Below are 15391 nucleotides of genomic sequence, written 5' to 3' on the forward strand. Positions count from 1 at the left end.
GGTGGGTTTCCGTTTTTAGGGTTGGGTGTGAATGCGGGGTCTGCCGTTATTTGGGTTAGGTGTCAACATTGAGGGAAAACGGCGGCACTGATTTTTTGGCCGGTATTTTCAGACGACCTTGGGATATGTCGGGTCGTCTGAAAATGTATAGTGGCTTAATTTTAAACCAGTACGGCGTTGCCTCGCCTTGTCGTACTATCTGTACTGTCTGCGGCTTCGTCGCCTTGTCCTGATTTAAATTTAATCCACTATATTGTTTAGTCTTTATCGTAATCGACGTGTTTGTTGTGTATGCTTTTTTTGCTTTTTTGCAATTGCAGGCTGGCGGCATCGCCCAGGCGCAGGGCGAGTCCGATGGCGAGGATGTCGATGACGGCGAGTTGCAGCAGGCGGGAAACCATGGGGGTGTAGAGTTCGGCGTTTTCCTGTGTGGCGATGCTCAAAACGCAGTCGGCAAGTTGCGCCAGCGGGGAGTCGTTGCGGGTCAGGGCGATGACGGATGCGCCGTTTTCTTTGGCGATGCTGACGGCGTCTAAAAGCTCGATGGACGAGCCGGTGTTGGAAATGGCGACGACGACGTCTTGGTCGGACAGGACGGAGGCTGCCATCAGTTGGGTGTGGGTATCGACGTAGGCGACGGTGGAAATGCCGAAGCGGAAGAATTTGTGTTGCGCATCTTGGGCGACGATGCCGGAGTTGCCGACGCCGTAGAATTCGACACGGCGCGCGTGCATCAGGGTGGCGATGGCGTTTTCCAGTTCGGACTCTTTCAGGAAGCGGCGTTCGCCCAAAATGGAGGCGGCGGCGTTGCCCAATACTTTTTCGACAACGATGCTCATGTCGTCGTCGGCGTTGAGCTCTTCATGGACGTAGGGCATACCTTCGTGGCCTATGCTGGCGGACAGGGCGAGTTTGAACTCGGGCAGTCCTTTGTAGCCCAGGCTGCGGCAAAAACGGATGACGGTCGGCTGGCTGACGGATGCGCGCTCGGCGATTTCGGCGACGGCGGCATGGACAAACCATTTGGGTTCCGCCAAGGCGCATTCGGCGACTTTGCGTTCTGCGCCCGACAGGTTTGACAGTGATTCGCTGATTTTGCTTAACATAAATATGCCCTTCGGTGTGTGCCGCCCCTTGTCGGGGCGGCTTGTGTGATTAAACGTTTTTCAAGTGGTTGTCGAGTGCCGCCGCTGCGCCGGTGATGCCCGGAAATTCGCTTAAGACGACATAGACGGGAATCGCGGCGAGATAGGCTTCGAAACGGCCTTTGTTTTCAAAGCGGCTGCGGAAAGGTGAGGTTTTAAAATATTCCAAAACGCGGGGGATGATGCCGCCGCACAAATACACGCCGCCGCGCGCGCCCAGCGTCAGGGCGAGGTTGGAGGCAACCGTGCCGAGCATGGCACAGAAGATGTCCAAAGTCTGACGGCAGAGCGGGGATGTGCCGCTTAAGGCTTTTTCGGTGATTTCGGACGGTTTGAGGCGGTAGTTTTTCAGTTTGTCGCGTTTGGCGAGTGCTTCGTAAATCAGGCTCAAACCTGCGCCGCTGAGGAAGCGTTCGGCGGAAACATGGCCGTATTTGTTTTTCGCATACTGCCAAATCAAAACTTCCATGTCGTCAAACGGCGGAAAGCTGGAATGGCCGCCTTCGCCGGCAAGCGCGACCCAGCCTGCGGGGCTGTGCACCAGTCCGCTCACGCCCAAACCGGTTCCCGGCCCGATGACGGCTTTGGGGGCGAATTCGATGGGTTTATGCCCGCCTACCTGCATCAGGTCTTTGCTTGAAGTCTGCGTTACCGCCAATGCCTGCGCGGTAAAGTCGTTCAAGAGGATGAGGGTGTCCAGCTCCAATGCCTGACGGGTGGTTTCGATGGAAAACGCCCAATGGTGGTTGGTCATTTGCACCCAGTCGCCCAAAATCGGGTTGGCGATGGCGAAGGCGGCGTGCCGGACTTCGGCTCCGCCTGCCTGTTCCAAATAGGCTTTGGCGGCATCGACGATGGTGTCGTAGTCTTTGCACGGCAAGACTTGGGCTTTTTCAATCTGCTGCGGGGCGGTTTCGAGCGCGAAGCGGGCGTTGGTGCCGCCGATATCGGCAACCAGGCGCGGATAGTTTTTGCCGACGGGTTGTTGAATATCAGTTTGAGTAGAAGACATGGCAGTTCACTCCTTGATGGTTCAATACCAGGCTGGTCGGATATTCCAAATCGGCGCGCGCGGCGGCTTTGTCGAACACGGCTTTTTTCTCCACGCCCTGAATCGCCAAAAAGACGTTTTCCGTTTTGGCGATGGCGCCCAAGGTCATGCTGACGCGCTCGTGCGGCGCGGTAACGGGCGTGGTGTGGATGAGGGTCGGGTCGTCTGATTCGTTGATGGCTGCCTTCAGTTGCGGCGCTTGCGGGAAGAGGGAGGCGGTATGTCCGTCGCTGCCCATGCCCAAAATCAGTACGTCAGGTTGTTTGTAATGTTTCAGCGCGTAGGCAACGACGCTGTCGGGTTGTAATTCAGTTTCAGTTTTGCCCGCTTCGACAACGGGAATCCAGGTTGCTGCGGCGGCTTTGTTTTGCAGCAGGTATTCGTGCGCCAAGGCGGTATTGCTGTCGGCGTGGGTCGTCGGCACGATGCGCTCGTCAACCAAAGTGATGCCGACTTTTTGCCAGTCCAAATCTTTTTGCGACAGGGCTTGGAAGAAGGGAATCGGCGAGCGGCCGCCGGAAACCGCCAACACTGCGCTGCCTTTGTTATCCAGCGCGTTTTGCAGCGCGGCGGCGACTGCGTCTGCTAAAGCCTCTGAAGCGGCTGCTGCGTTTTCGTATTCATGCCAAACGAACATAAAAGTGTCCTTTCTCTATTTTCAGACGACCTTTTGTTAAGAAGGGGGCAGGAGGTCGTCTGAAAGGCAGTGTTTGTGAGCGGGAAAGTAAGTGAGAGCCTGTATTGTCGATGGCAGCGCGAATGTCGGCGGAAACGCCTAATCCGCCGCCTTATGGTTTCAGACGACCTTTTTGAACCGTGAACGCTTCAAACAAAGGTCGTCTGAAAAGGCTTTACTGGTCTTCGTGCCACTTGTGTCCGTCGCGCGCCAACAGTTCGCGGGCGGCTTCCGGACCCCATGAATGCGCGTCGTAGCCATGCGGCGGGGTGGTGTTGCTTGCCCAGTTTTCCAAAATCGGCATCACATATTCCCAAGCGGCTTCGAGTTCGTCGCGGCGGTTGAAGAGGGCGAGCTTGCCGTTGATGACGTCCAGCAGCAGGCGTTCGTAAGCTTCAGCGCGGCGGCCTTCGAGGACTTTTTCCAAGTCGGCTGCCAGCGGCACGATTTCGACTTTGTTGCCTGCACCCGGTGCTTTCATCTGCGTATAGAGGCGTACGGATTCGGTCGGCTGCAATTCGATAACCAAACGGTTTGGCGCGGCTTGGCTGTTTTCAAAAATATGGTTTTGCAGCGGACGGAAGTTCAATACGATTTCCGCCACTTTGCCCGCCATGCGTTTGCCAGTACGCAGGTAGAAAGGAACGCCTTTCCAACGGTCGTTTTCGATTTCGGCTTTGATGGCGACGTAGGTTTCGGTGAAGCTGTCTTGCGGAACGTTGATTTCTTGAAGATAGCCGTTCATGCCTTTGGCGGCGGTGTATTGTCCGCGCACGACGTTTTCGTTGACGGATTCGATGGTCAGCGGTTTCAATGATTTGATGACTTTGACTTTTTCATCGCGCACTGCGTCGGCATCCAAGCTGGCGGGTGCTTCCATCGCAGTCATGCACAGCATTTGCATCAGGTGGTTTTGCACCATGTCGCGCAGCGCGCCGGTAATGTCGTAGAACTCGCCGCGCTCTTCCACACCGAGCTGTTCGGCGATGGTCAGTTGTACGCTTTCGATGTATTTGTTGTTCCACAACGGCTCGAACATCACGTTGGCAAAACGCAGCGCCAGCAGGTTTTGCAGGCTTTCTTTGCCTAAGTAGTGGTCGATGCGGTAGATTTGGCTTTCTTTGAAGTAGCGGGCGACATCGGTATTGATTTGTTGGGAAGAGGCGAGGTCGGTACCCAGCGGTTTTTCCAAAACGACGCGCGCGTTGTCGGCGTTCAGTCCGACTTTGGCAAGGTTTTCACAGGCTTGCGCGAAGAATTTCGGCGCGGTGGAAAGATAGATGATGACGTTGTCGGTCTCTTTGCGGGCTTTGACTTTTTCGCCCAAAGCGGCAAAATCGGCTTCTTGGGTAACGTCGACTTTCAAATATTCGATGCGTTTGACGAACGATGCCCAGGCGTCGTCTGAAAAGTTTTGTTTGACATGGATTTTGGAGTTGGTTTCCACTTTTGCCAAAAAGCCCGCCGTATCCAAATCGCTGCGGCTGACACCTAAAATACGACCCTGAGGATTGAGCAACCCTGCAACGTGCGCCTGATACAGACAAGGCAGCAGCTTACGCATTGCCAAATCGCCGGTCGCGCCGAACAACACCAAATCAAAATTTGTTTGTGTACTCATCGTTTTATCTCTCGTTGAGGAAGGCCTTGTGCCGGCGCCGCCGGATGCCGTGAAAGACGGGCGGTTTCGGCAGAAAAGCAATGGAAACCAATCGCCTGCATCAAAATTTCAAAACAGGCGGGCTAATGAGTAGTAATACTACACATGGCTACACATTTTGTCTATTCTCATTTTTACAAATTATTTGACTTAGTTTAAAAGTTTGATGAGTTTGGTCTGGTAGATTTTCACAAATGACGCATATCACGATTTAAATCAAATTTCTTACATTTAGCAGATTATTTTGTAACTAAATTACAGGTTTTGTATTATAATAGCCTGCATAGATAGAGTGAGGCTTTCAGACGACCCCTTGCATGGTTTGAAAGGTCGTCTGAAACGCTGAACGCCCCACACCCAATACAAAAAATCAGAAACGCGCAAACAAAAATCCCATACCACCCCTTCCGACAGGAGACCGAACATGAATCCCACTCCTATCCACCCCAAGCTCGCCGAAATCACCGAGCGAATCATCGAGCGCAGCCGTCCGACCCGCGAAAAATATCTGGCGAAAATCCGCAGCGCCAAACAAATGGGACGGCTGGAGCGCAACCAGCTCGGTTGCAGCAACCTGGCGCACGGCTACGCCTCCATGCCCAAAAGCATCAAAATCGAAATGCTTCAGGACACCGTTCCCAACTTAGGCATCATCACCGCCTACAACGACATGGTTTCCGCACACCAGCCGTTTAAAGACTTCCCCGACCAAATTAAAGACGAAGCACAGAAAAACGGCGCGACCGCCCAAGTCGCCGGCGGTACTCCCGCCATGTGCGACGGCATCACGCAGGGCTACGCCGGTATGGAATTGTCGCTGTTCTCCCGCGACGTCATCGCCATGAGTACCGCCATCGGCCTGTCGCACCAAATGTTCGACGGCAGCCTGTTTATGGGGGTGTGCGACAAAATTGTGCCGGGTTTGATGATTGGCGCGCTTTCGTTCGGTCATATTCCGGGCATCTTCGTCCCCGCAGGCCCTATGTCCAGCGGTATTGGCAATAAAGAAAAAGCCCGCACTCGCCAGCTTTTCGCCGAAGGCAAAGTTGGGCGTGATGCCTTGCTCGAAAGCGAAATGGGCTCCTACCACAGCCCCGGCACCTGCACCTTCTACGGCACGGCAAACTCCAACCAAATGATGATGGAAATGATGGGCGTACACCTGCCCGCCGCCGCTTTCGTTCATCCCTATACCGATTTGCGCGAAGCCCTGACCCGCTACGCCGCCGGACACCTCGCACGCGGCATCAAAAACGGCACCATCAAACCCTTGGGCGAAATGTTGACCGAAAAATCCTTCATCAACGCCCTGATCGGTTTGATGGCGACCGGCGGCTCGACCAACCACACCATGCACCTCGTTGCCATGGCACGTGCCGCCGGCGTGATTTTGAACTGGGACGACTTTGACGAAATTTCCTCCATCATCCCGCTGCTCATCCGCGTGTACCCCAACGGCAAAGCCGACGTGAACCACTTTACCGCAGCAGGCGGCCTGCCTTTCGTCATCCGCGAATTGCTGGACGCAGGTTTGTTGCACGACGATGTCGATACCGTCGTCGGACACGGTATGCGCCACTACACCAAAGAACCTTTCCTCATCGACGGCAAACTCGAATGGCGCGAAGCCCCCGAAACCAGCGGCAACGACGACATCCTGCGCAAAGCCGACAACCCGTTCTCCCCGGACGGCGGTCTGCGCCTAATGAAAGGCAATATCGGACGCGGCGTGATTAAAGTGTCCGCCGTGCGCGAAGGCTGCCGCATCATCGAAGCGCCCGCCATCGTGTTCAACGACCAACGCGAAGTGTTGGCGGCGTTTGAGCGCGGCGAGTTGGAACGCGATTTCGTCTGCGTCGTCCGCTACCAAGGCCCGCGCGCCAACGGTATGCCCGAGTTGCACAAACTGACCCCGCCTTTGGGCATCCTGCAAGACCGCGGCTTCAAAGTGGCGCTGCTGACCGACGGCCGTATGTCCGGCGCGTCCGGCAAAGTGCCCGCGTCCATCCACATGACGCCCGAAGCCCTGATGGGCGGCAACATTGCCAAAATCCGTACTGGCGACCTGATCCGCTTCGACTCCGTTACCGGCGAACTCAACGTCCTGATTAACGAAGCCGAATGGAACGCCCGCGAAGTCGAACACATCGACTTGAGCGCCAACCAACAAGGCTGTGGCCGCGAACTCTTCGCCAACTTCCGCAGCATGACCAGCAGCGCAGAAACCGGTGCCATGAGCTTCGGCGGTGAATTTGCCTGATGTACGTTTCAGACGACCTTTTCAAACGGAAGGTCGTCTGAAAAATTATTGAAGCCGTTTAAAACAGACGTAGGTCGGATTCTCGAATCCGACGTTATCAGGGGCATTTGTCGGATACGGGTATCCGACCTACAGCCCCAAAGGTCGTCTGAAAACTCAAACCCCCATCCCGTTTGACCTCAACAAAAACGACAACCCCATTCCACCTGGAGAATCGAAATGTCCAAACTGACCCCACGCGAAATCCTGACCGCCGGCGCAGTCGTGCCTGTGATGGCGATTGACGACTTAAGCACCGCCGTCGATTTGTCCCACGCCCTTGTCGAAGGCGGCATCCCCACCCTCGAAATCACCCTGCGCACCCCCGTCGGCCTCGACGCCATCCGCCTGATTGCCAAAGAAGTGCCCAACGCCATCGTCGGCGCGGGTACGGTTACCAACCCCGAGCAGCTTAAAGCCGTCGAAGACGCAGGCGCGGTTTTCGCCATCAGCCCGGGCCTGCACGAATCCCTTGCCAAAGCCAGCCACAACAGCGGCATCCCCCTGATTCCGGGCGTTGCCACTCCGGGCGAAGTCCAACTGGCTTTGGAACACGGCATCGATACCCTCAAACTCTTCCCCGCTGAAGTCGTCGGCGGCAAAGCCATGCTCAAAGCACTCTACGGCCCTTATGCCGACGTGCGTTTCTGCCCGACCGGCGGCATCAGCCTCGCCACCGCGCCCGATTACTTGGCACTGCCCAACGTCTTGTGCGTCGGCGGCTCATGGCTGACCCCGAAAGAAGCCGTTAAAAACAAAGACTGGGACACCATCACCCGCCTTGCCAAAGAAGCGGCGGCATTGAAACCCAAAGCCTGATTTTCTAAAAGGTAAGCCATACCTTAGCGGTCATGATGTCCGCCTGCTAAGGTGGTTCAAGTAAGGCAAAGGTCGTCTGAAAATCCGATTTTGGATTTTCAGACGACCTTTTGTCATGTATCCAAATGAAAAATGCCATACCGCGATTTTGTTATGTAATCCGCCGTGATTTCCCACCGCATTGGATGAGGGCAAAGCAACGCCGTATGACTTAAAACCGATCTGCCACATTCCCTACCTTAATCTGCCATACTAAAGAGGTCGTCTGAAAATCCTTGTTTCGGTTTTTCAGACGACCTCTTAGGTTCAAGATGATCCTGTTTCAAATTTCAAAACTGTCCGCTTGGTCAGCCTTGCGTATCATGCCTGCTGCGACGGTGTGGTTGGTGGCTTCGTCTATCAGGATGAACGCGCCGAGGGCATGGTTTTCTTCGTAGGGCGCGGCGGCGATCGGCTGCTGGGTTTTGAGGCTGACGCTACCGATGTCGTTGAGTTTGAGCGTGTCGGCGGATTCGACGCGGCTGAGGGTGTTCACGTCCCAAACGTAGGAAATCGCGCTGATTTTGACGGGGGTGGTTTGGGTGGTGTGTTTCAGCAGGTATTTGCGGCGCAGGTTGAGTGGGATGTCGTCGAACCAGCACAGCGCGGCTTGGAACTGCTGTTCGGGCGCGACGGGGCTGTCGGCGGCGGCGATGCTGTTGCCGCGCGAGATGTCGAGGTCGGTGTCGAGCGCGACGGTCAGCACTTCGCCCGCTTCGGCGGATTCGGTTTTGCCGTTTGGATTGTAAATTTCGGCGATTTTGGCGGTATGTCCGCTAGGCAGGACTTTGATTTCGTCGCCGGTTTTCAGACGACCTGCCTCCAGCCTGCCTTGATAGCCGCGGAAGTCGTCGCTGCTGCTGCCGTCTTGCCGTGCGACGCGCTGCACGGGGAAATGGGCGGCTTGGTCGGCGGCGTTTTGGCGGTTGACGGGCAGGCTTTCGAGCAGGGGTAACAGCGGCAAACCTTGATACCACGGGGTTTGGCTGCTGGCGTTGACGATGTTGTCGCCTTTTAACGCGCTGATGGGCAGGAAGTGGATTTGGGCTTGGAGGCCGATTTGTTCCGCCAGCTTGCGGTAGGCTGCGGTGATGGCTTGATATTTGGTTTCGTCGAAGTCGAGCAGGTCGAGTTTGTTGACGGCGACGATGATGTTGGGGCAGCCCAAGAGTTTCAGAATCGCGCTGTGGCGTTTGGTCTGCGGCAGAAGGACGGGTTCGCTGCCGGAAAAATCGACGCGCGTTGCGTCTATTAGGACGATGGCGGCGTCGGCGGTCGATGCACCCGTCACCATGTTGCGGGTGTATTGTTCGTGTCCGGGCGTGTCGGCGATGATGAATTTGCGCTTGGGCGTGGCGAAATAGCGGTAGGCAACATCGATGGTGATGCCTTGTTCGCGTTCGGCGGCAAGGCCGTCGGTGAGGCTGGCGAAGTCGGGCGTTTCGCCGTTTTCGGCGGCGCGGTTGAGTTTGTCGAGCTGGTCGGTCAGCAGGGTTTTGCTGTCGTAGAGCAGGCGGCCGATGAGGGTGGATTTGCCGTCGTCGACGCTGCCGGCGGTGATGAAGCGCAAAAGCGGGGCGGTGGTTGCGGTCATGGTTCTTTCCTTAATTCTCGGATTGCACGTTACTTTAATGAGGTCGTCTGAAAATGGGAAAGAATGCTTGGTTTTAAAAAAAGATGATTTCGTTATATTCGGGCAGTTTCTTTCGGACGGGGTCGGCTTCCCGCGTTTGCCAGAAAACCCGCTTAAAGGTAAAATCCCGTATTCCAACATGGGTACTGCATCATGACTAAATTTATTTTCGTAACCGGCGGCGTCGTATCTTCACTCGGAAAAGGTATCGCCGCCGCTTCTATTGCCACCATCCTCGAATCGCGCGGTTTGAACGTGACCATGCTCAAGCTCGACCCTTATATCAACGTCGATCCCGGCACGATGAGCCCGTTCCAGCACGGCGAAGTGTTCGTCACCGACGACGGCGCGGAAACCGACCTCGACTTGGGACACTACGAACGTTTCATCAACGCCACCATGACCCGCCGCAACAGCTTCAGCACGGGGCAGGTGTACGAAAACGTCATCGCCAAAGAACGCCGCGGCGACTACCTCGGCGGCACGGTTCAAGTCATCCCGCACATTACCGACGAAATCAAACGCCGCATCCACGAAGGCGCGGCAGGTTACGATGTGGCCATCGTCGAAATCGGCGGTACGGTCGGCGACATTGAATCGCTGCCGTTTTTGGAAGCCATCCGTCAGATGCGCAGCCAGTTGGGACGCAACAACACCTTGTTCGCCCACCTGAGCTACGTTCCCTACATTGCTGCCGCCGGCGAAATCAAAACCAAGCCGACCCAGCATACCGTTAAAGAAATGTTGAGCATCGGTTTGCAGCCCGACATCCTGATTTGCCGCATGGACAGGAAAATGCCCGCGGACGAACGCCGCAAAATCGCCTTGTTCTGCAACGTGGAAGAGCGCGCAATTGTTGGCAGCTACGACGTGGACAGCATCTACGAATGCCCCGAAATGCTGCACGACCAAGGCATCGACAACATCATTACCGAGCAATTGCAGCTTAACGTACAACAGGCGGATTTGACCGCGTGGAAAAAAATCGTCCATGCCATCAAAAACCCGAAACACACCGTCAAAATCGCCATGGTCGGCAAATACGTCGATTTGACCGAATCCTACAAATCGCTGATCGAAGCCTTGAAACACGCGGGCATCCACACCGAAACCGATGTGCAGATTACCTTCGTTGACAGCGAAAACATCGAGAAAAACAACGGCGACGTTTCCATGCTCAAAGACATGGACGCCATCCTCGTTCCCGGTGGCTTCGGTTCGCGCGGCGTGGAAGGTAAAATTGCCGCCGTGCGCTACGCCCGTGAAAACAACGTGCCATACTTGGGCATCTGCCTTGGTATGCAGATTGCGCTGATTGAATACGCCCGCGACGTCGCAGGCTTGAAAGGCGCGAATTCCACCGAGTTCGACCTCAAATGCGCCGCGCCCGTCGTCGCCCTGATTGACGAATGGCAAACCGCCGACGGCAGCGTCGAAACACGCGACGAATCCGCCGATTTGGGCGGCACCATGCGTTTGGGTGCGCAAGAGGTTGAATTGAAAGCAGGCAGCCTCGCCGCCAAAATCTACGGCAGCGAACACATCCGCGAGCGCCACCGTCACCGCTACGAAGTCAACAACAACTACGTTCCTACGCTGGAACAAGCAGGCTTGGTCATCGGCGGCGTATCCGCCGGACGTGAACGCTTGGTCGAAACCATTGAACTGCCGAACCATCCTTGGTTCTTCGCCTGCCAGTTCCACCCCGAGTTCACGTCCAACCCGCGCAGAGGCCATCCTTTGTTTACCGCGTTTGTCAAAGCCGCATTGAACAATAAAAAAGGCTGATGCCCGGCAAAAGGTCGTCTGAAAATAGAAAAAGCACCTCGATTGAGGTGCTTTTTTGTGTTGGTATGGCGATGTTTTGAGAAACTGGGCATCAGCCGCCTTTTCAGACGACCCGCAAGGAATGTTCAATCCTGTACGTCCTCAGGTTTCCAACCGGGTTCCGGTTTCCAGTCGGGCGAGAGCGGTGCGCCTGCGGGCTGTTTGTAGCGGTTGTACATAAACAGATATTGGGTCGGGAAGCGGCGTATCCAGTATTCGGTGTTTTCATTGATAATCTGCGCGTCGTGCTGTTTGTCGCCGTTCAGTTCGCCGCGCATAGGCTCGATGTGCAGCACAAATCCTTTGCCCTTCGGCAAACGCTCGCCGCAGAAAAACAGCGCCTTCACGCCCTTGACTTGCGCCAGTTTGCCCACCAGCGTCATGGTGTAGGCGTATTTCCCGAAAAACGGCACCCAGACGCCGTCGCCGCCTTCTTCGGGAGAGGGGGCGTGGTCGGGCAAGACAATCGTGGCTTCACCGGAACGCAAAGCCTTAATGACTTGTTTGACCCCTTGAATATTGGTGGGGGCGGTTTTCCCTTTGCCGCGAACGCGCCCCGCCTGCATGACGGAATCCAAGGCTTTGATTTTGGGTGGTTTGTACATGGCAGTCAGCGGGAACGGAAGCTGTTGGCTGATATAGCGTCCGGCGAGGTCGTAGCTGCCGATGTGCGGGGTAATAAACAACAGTCCTTCTCCGGTGTCCAAAGCCGATTGGACATGTTCCCAACCATGCACTTCTTTAAACAGCGTTTCAATGCTTTCAGGTCGTCTGAAAAAGGCTACGGGCAATTCCAGCCCGCCTTTCGCCGTTTCACGGAAAACGGCTTTGACCGACGAAGGCTCGGGATTCAATCCGGCAAGCCGCATATTGTCGAACACACGCTGCCGGTCGCTTTTGAGCAGATAATAGCCCAAGCCGCCCGCCGCATTCCCCAGCGCGTGTAGAAGCGGCAAAGGCAGCGCCGCAAAGCATTTAAACAAAAAAGTGAGCAGGATTTGCATAATAGATTGATGAGATGGAACGGGGGGATTGTAAATGAAAACGGCAGGTCTGGATATTGAGTTTCATCTGGATGTAACGGATTGCCACAATGTTTAAAATATCGGATGCGTTCATTCGGTTCGCCAAACGGCATAACGTAAAAAGGTCGTCTGAAAACGGTTTCCATTTTTTGAAACGGTATTTTCAGACGACCTTTGCGTTTGGCTAAACGGATAGCGTGTTACGCCAGACCGTTTTGTTGCGCGTCTTGCAGGCGGGCTTCGAAGTTGCTTAGATTGACGCCTGCTTGTTGTGCCGCAGCGACGACTTCGGCGACGCTTGCACCGTTTTGCACCTGATGATAGCCCCAGAGCAGGGAGCAGCGGGTGCCGGTGCGGCAGTAGGCGAGAACGGGTTGGGAAACGCTTTTGAGCAGGTTTTGGAAGGCGGCGACATCGGCGGCGTTGATGGCGGGCGCGACGACGGGCTGATGATGGTGCTCGCGGATGCCCGCGGCTTCAAGCCAGCTTTCGATTTGTTTGAACGTAACTTGGTTTTCTTCTTCGCCGTCGGGACGGTTGCAGATGACGGTTTGGATGCCGAGTTTGGCGGCTTCTTGTACGTCTGCTTCGGTCAGTTGCGGGGCGATGTAGAGGTTGTCGGCAAGTTTTTGGATAGACATGGGTTTTCCTTTTCTACGTTTGATGATGGATTGATTTTAGTCTTCTTGAGGGGCCAACAGGGCTTGTTCCAATCGTTTTTTATTGGCTTCAGGCTGTTTTTGTATGTATTGGCGGACAATGCTGTCAATCGCTGTATCTTGTTCCATATTGGATCGGGTTGACCAAATGGCAGAGGCAAGTGTGAGGTCTACATGGTTGGGGCGTTGGGCGGCAGCCGTTTGGGCTTTGATGATGTAGTCGACGATACGCTCGACTGCTTTCGGGTTGCCGGTGGCAAAATAAGTTACCCAATGAAAATCCAGTGATGCAGGGGAAATGATGGGTTCTTGAAGCGGATGGAAGCTTTTGTTTTTTTTGAGGTTGTTTTTAAGCTCGGTATCTAATGTCAGGCTGTTAAGGCAGGTTTTGGCTTGATTCGTTCCGGTCAGGGTAAGGGTGTAGGCGGCAAAGGTTAGGGCGTCGCCTTGGTAGGTTCGGATGTTGTCACACCAAATGGTGCTGCCTTGGGGGTATTTTTGTAGCGCTTGCGTCCCCCATGCAAGGGTGGTTTCGCGCATGAGATCGGCTTTGACAAGCTGGTCCATCAAAGAAGCAGCGCGTTCGGCAGAGGGATTTTTGTAGAAGACGGCGATATCCTTTCCTAGTTTATCTGCCGAATCTGATTTGGGGGCGGCTGCGGCGTGCAAACTGAGTAACAGGGCGGTCATGCTGACAAGAATTTTTTTCATGGTTGTTTCTTTCAGAGTTGATGTTTCAGACGACCTCGATCCGGCACTTGAGGTCGTCTGAAAATCAGGTTCGGTCATTATAAAGCCAGTTTTCAAATAATTCGCGGTCGGTAATGTAGAGGACGGCGGTGTCGGCTTCGGTGGCTTGGACGGTGATGTCGGCGACGTACAGGATGCCGGTGCGGAAGTAGTGGAGGCGGGCGGTGGCGCCGATGGGGAGTTGCGCCCACTGTGCGGCAAGGTCGGTACAGGCGTAGCCGTCGACGGCGATGATTTTGTCCTGCGGGCAGAGGGCGGCGTTTTCTGCGCTGCCGCCGTTGAAGACGTGGGTCAGGGTGGCGTGGTCGCTGTTTTGTTTGAACCTTGCGCCGAAGTCGGACGCGGGAGCGGGCGTTTCGGTTGGCGGTTCGGACAGGAATGCGCCGCCGTGGCTGCGCGGCTGTGCCTGCCATTGCAGTCCGATGCCTATGGTGGCGAGGAGTTCGGCAAGGGGCAGGTCGGCGGTGGAGTAGAGGGTCGTCTGAAAAAAGTCTTCGAGGTCTAGGCCGGTAAACGCTTGGCAACGGGCTTGCCACTGTTTTTCGGGGATGCCTTGCTGGGTGTCCAGCCAATCGCGGTAGTGTTGCTGCATGACGCTGTCGAGGGTGTGTCGTCCGCTGCTTTTGCTGCGGATGGCGAGGTCGAGGCAGAGGGCGGCGAGTGCGCCTTTTTGGTAGTAGCTGACGATGGCGTTGGGGCTGTTTTCGTCTTGTTTGTAGAATTTGTTCCAAGCGGTGAAGCTGGATTCGGCAAGGCTTTGTTTCAGACGACCTTTGGTTTGCTGCACGCGGGTGATGCTTTGGGCGAGCAGGCGCAGGTAGGCTTCGGGGGCGATGGTGCGGCTTCGGGCGAGGAAGAGGTCATCGTAGTATGAGGTGATGCCTTCAAATGCCCAGAGCTGCTCGGTGTAGTTTTCACGGTCGAGGTCGTAGGGGGCGAAGGCGGCGGGTTTGATGGATTTGACGTTCCAGGCGTGGAAGTATTCGTGTGAGAACAGTCCGAGCAGTTGGGTGTAGGCGTCGTTGGCGTCGGTCATGCCGTGCGGCGGCAGGCTGTGGCGGTCGGCGAGCAGGGCGGTGCTGCTGATGTGTTCAAGCCCGCCGTAGATGTTGTCGCCGACGTGGAGCAGGAAGAGGTAATGCGTGAACGGGGCAGGGGAGGGGAACATGGCCAGTTCGGTTTCGCAGATTGTGCGGATGTCTGACACGAGGCGGTCGCGGTCGAAATCGGGGTAGTGGCCGCTCAAGGCGATACGGTGAGGGATGCCGCCGGCTTCGAAATCGAGAAATTCAATGTTGCCCAGTTCGACAGGGTGGTCGATTAAGTCGTGGTAGGAGGTCGTCTGAAAGCTGTGGATGCTGGTTTGGGGCAGGGTGGTGGCAATCCGCCATGTTTTCGGCAGGATGGGGAATTCGATTTGGTGCGCGCTGTTTTCTTGCCCGTTTACCTGTAAAAACAGACACGCGCCGTCAAAGAACCCGCGTTCGGCAGTCAGAAACGAGCCGCGGACGGACAGGTCGTAGGCGTAAACGGTGTAGTAAATTTCCCACTCGCCGGACTGCGGGGCAGTGCGCCACCGGTTTTTTTTGACTTGGGTCAGATGGGCATATTCTCCGTTGCAAAAAGCGCGGATGGTGGTGATGTGGCGGGAAAAATCGCGTATCAGATAGCTGCCGGGAACCCAGTTCGGCAGGTTGATTTCTGTTTCCAAATCATGTTCTTGTCGGAAGGTTAGGCGGATGTGCCACTCGTGGGCGAGCGGGTTGGGGGTGATTTTGTAATTAATCATGACTATTAATGCATTTGTT

13 protein-coding genes are annotated in these 15391 nt (G+C 55.5%); 4 read left to right on the forward strand and 9 right to left on the reverse strand.

Annotation, left to right across the window (positions count from 1 at the left end):
- Nucleotides 1–68: 68 nt before the first annotated feature.
- Nucleotides 69–233 (forward strand): hypothetical protein, encoded by a 165-nt coding sequence (locus tag HMPREF1051_RS15600; RefSeq protein ID WP_003768615.1) that lies wholly within the window; start codon nucleotides 69–71, stop codon nucleotides 231–233.
- Nucleotides 234–257: 24 nt separating this feature from the next.
- On the opposite strand, the gene hexR is transcribed toward HMPREF1051_RS15600, so the two are convergent.
- The 4 genes from hexR to zwf form a co-directional block, all read right to left on the reverse strand.
- Complete coding sequence (hexR, locus tag HMPREF1051_RS10810) at nucleotides 258–1106, reverse strand: DNA-binding transcriptional regulator HexR (protein ID WP_003768591.1); 849 nt, start codon at nucleotides 1104–1106, stop codon at nucleotides 258–260.
- Nucleotides 1107–1155: 49 nt separating this feature from the next.
- Nucleotides 1156–2157, reverse strand: a complete 1002-nt coding sequence (locus HMPREF1051_RS10815) for a glucokinase (RefSeq protein ID WP_003741556.1) — start codon at nucleotides 2155–2157, stop codon at nucleotides 1156–1158.
- On the reverse strand, nucleotides 2138–2833 hold the full coding sequence (pgl, locus tag HMPREF1051_RS10820) for a 6-phosphogluconolactonase (RefSeq protein WP_003768580.1): 696 nt from the start codon (nucleotides 2831–2833) through the stop codon (nucleotides 2138–2140). The genes HMPREF1051_RS10815 and pgl overlap by 20 nt, the downstream gene beginning before the upstream one ends.
- Before the next feature lie 214 nt (nucleotides 2834–3047).
- The gene (zwf, locus tag HMPREF1051_RS10825) at nucleotides 3048–4493 is read right to left on the reverse strand and encodes a glucose-6-phosphate dehydrogenase (RefSeq protein WP_003757970.1); all 1446 of its coding nucleotides are present in this window, start codon (nucleotides 4491–4493) and stop codon (nucleotides 3048–3050) included.
- Nucleotides 4494–4956: 463 nt separating this feature from the next.
- Between zwf and edd the strand changes: the two genes are divergently transcribed.
- Nucleotides 4957–6792, forward strand: a complete 1836-nt coding sequence (edd, locus tag HMPREF1051_RS10830) for a phosphogluconate dehydratase (protein ID WP_003757974.1) — start codon at nucleotides 4957–4959, stop codon at nucleotides 6790–6792.
- Between the two features lie 219 nt (nucleotides 6793–7011).
- Complete coding sequence (locus HMPREF1051_RS10835; protein WP_003757978.1) at nucleotides 7012–7650, forward strand: bifunctional 4-hydroxy-2-oxoglutarate aldolase/2-dehydro-3-deoxy-phosphogluconate aldolase; 639 nt, start codon at nucleotides 7012–7014, stop codon at nucleotides 7648–7650.
- A gap of 322 nt (nucleotides 7651–7972) precedes the next feature.
- On the opposite strand, the gene HMPREF1051_RS10840 is transcribed toward HMPREF1051_RS10835, so the two are convergent.
- Nucleotides 7973–9283, reverse strand: coding sequence for a sulfate adenylyltransferase subunit 1 (locus tag HMPREF1051_RS10840; protein ID WP_003768558.1), 1311 nt, complete (start codon nucleotides 9281–9283; stop codon nucleotides 7973–7975).
- Between the two features lie 192 nt (nucleotides 9284–9475).
- Between HMPREF1051_RS10840 and HMPREF1051_RS10845 the strand changes: the two genes are divergently transcribed.
- Nucleotides 9476–11110 carry a CTP synthase gene (locus HMPREF1051_RS10845; protein WP_003768576.1) on the forward strand — a complete coding sequence of 545 codons (1635 nt, stop codon included), beginning with the start codon at nucleotides 9476–9478 and terminating at the stop codon, nucleotides 11108–11110.
- A gap of 125 nt (nucleotides 11111–11235) precedes the next feature.
- Here HMPREF1051_RS10845 and HMPREF1051_RS10850 read toward each other — a convergent pair whose 3' ends face one another.
- From HMPREF1051_RS10850 to HMPREF1051_RS10865, 4 genes are all read right to left on the reverse strand, one after another.
- Nucleotides 11236–12153: a lysophospholipid acyltransferase family protein gene (locus tag HMPREF1051_RS10850; RefSeq protein ID WP_003768571.1), complete on the reverse strand. Its 918-nt coding sequence runs from the start codon at nucleotides 12151–12153 to the stop codon at nucleotides 11236–11238.
- 221 nt (nucleotides 12154–12374) lie between these two features.
- Nucleotides 12375–12815, reverse strand: a complete 441-nt coding sequence (locus HMPREF1051_RS10855) for a TIGR01244 family sulfur transferase (protein WP_003768593.1) — start codon at nucleotides 12813–12815, stop codon at nucleotides 12375–12377.
- A gap of 36 nt (nucleotides 12816–12851) precedes the next feature.
- On the reverse strand, nucleotides 12852–13544 hold the full coding sequence (locus HMPREF1051_RS10860) for a hypothetical protein (RefSeq protein WP_036493049.1): 693 nt from the start codon (nucleotides 13542–13544) through the stop codon (nucleotides 12852–12854).
- 64 nt (nucleotides 13545–13608) lie between these two features.
- A complete protein-coding gene (locus tag HMPREF1051_RS10865) occupies nucleotides 13609–15372 on the reverse strand; it encodes a M61 family metallopeptidase (protein ID WP_003768602.1) in 1764 nt (587 codons plus the stop codon).
- Nucleotides 15373–15391: the final 19 nt, after the last annotated feature.

Origin of the sequence: Neisseria sicca VK64, from assembly GCF_000260655.1 — a bacterium.
In the GTDB taxonomy this organism is placed as follows: Bacteria; Pseudomonadota; Gammaproteobacteria; order Burkholderiales; family Neisseriaceae; genus Neisseria; species Neisseria sicca_B.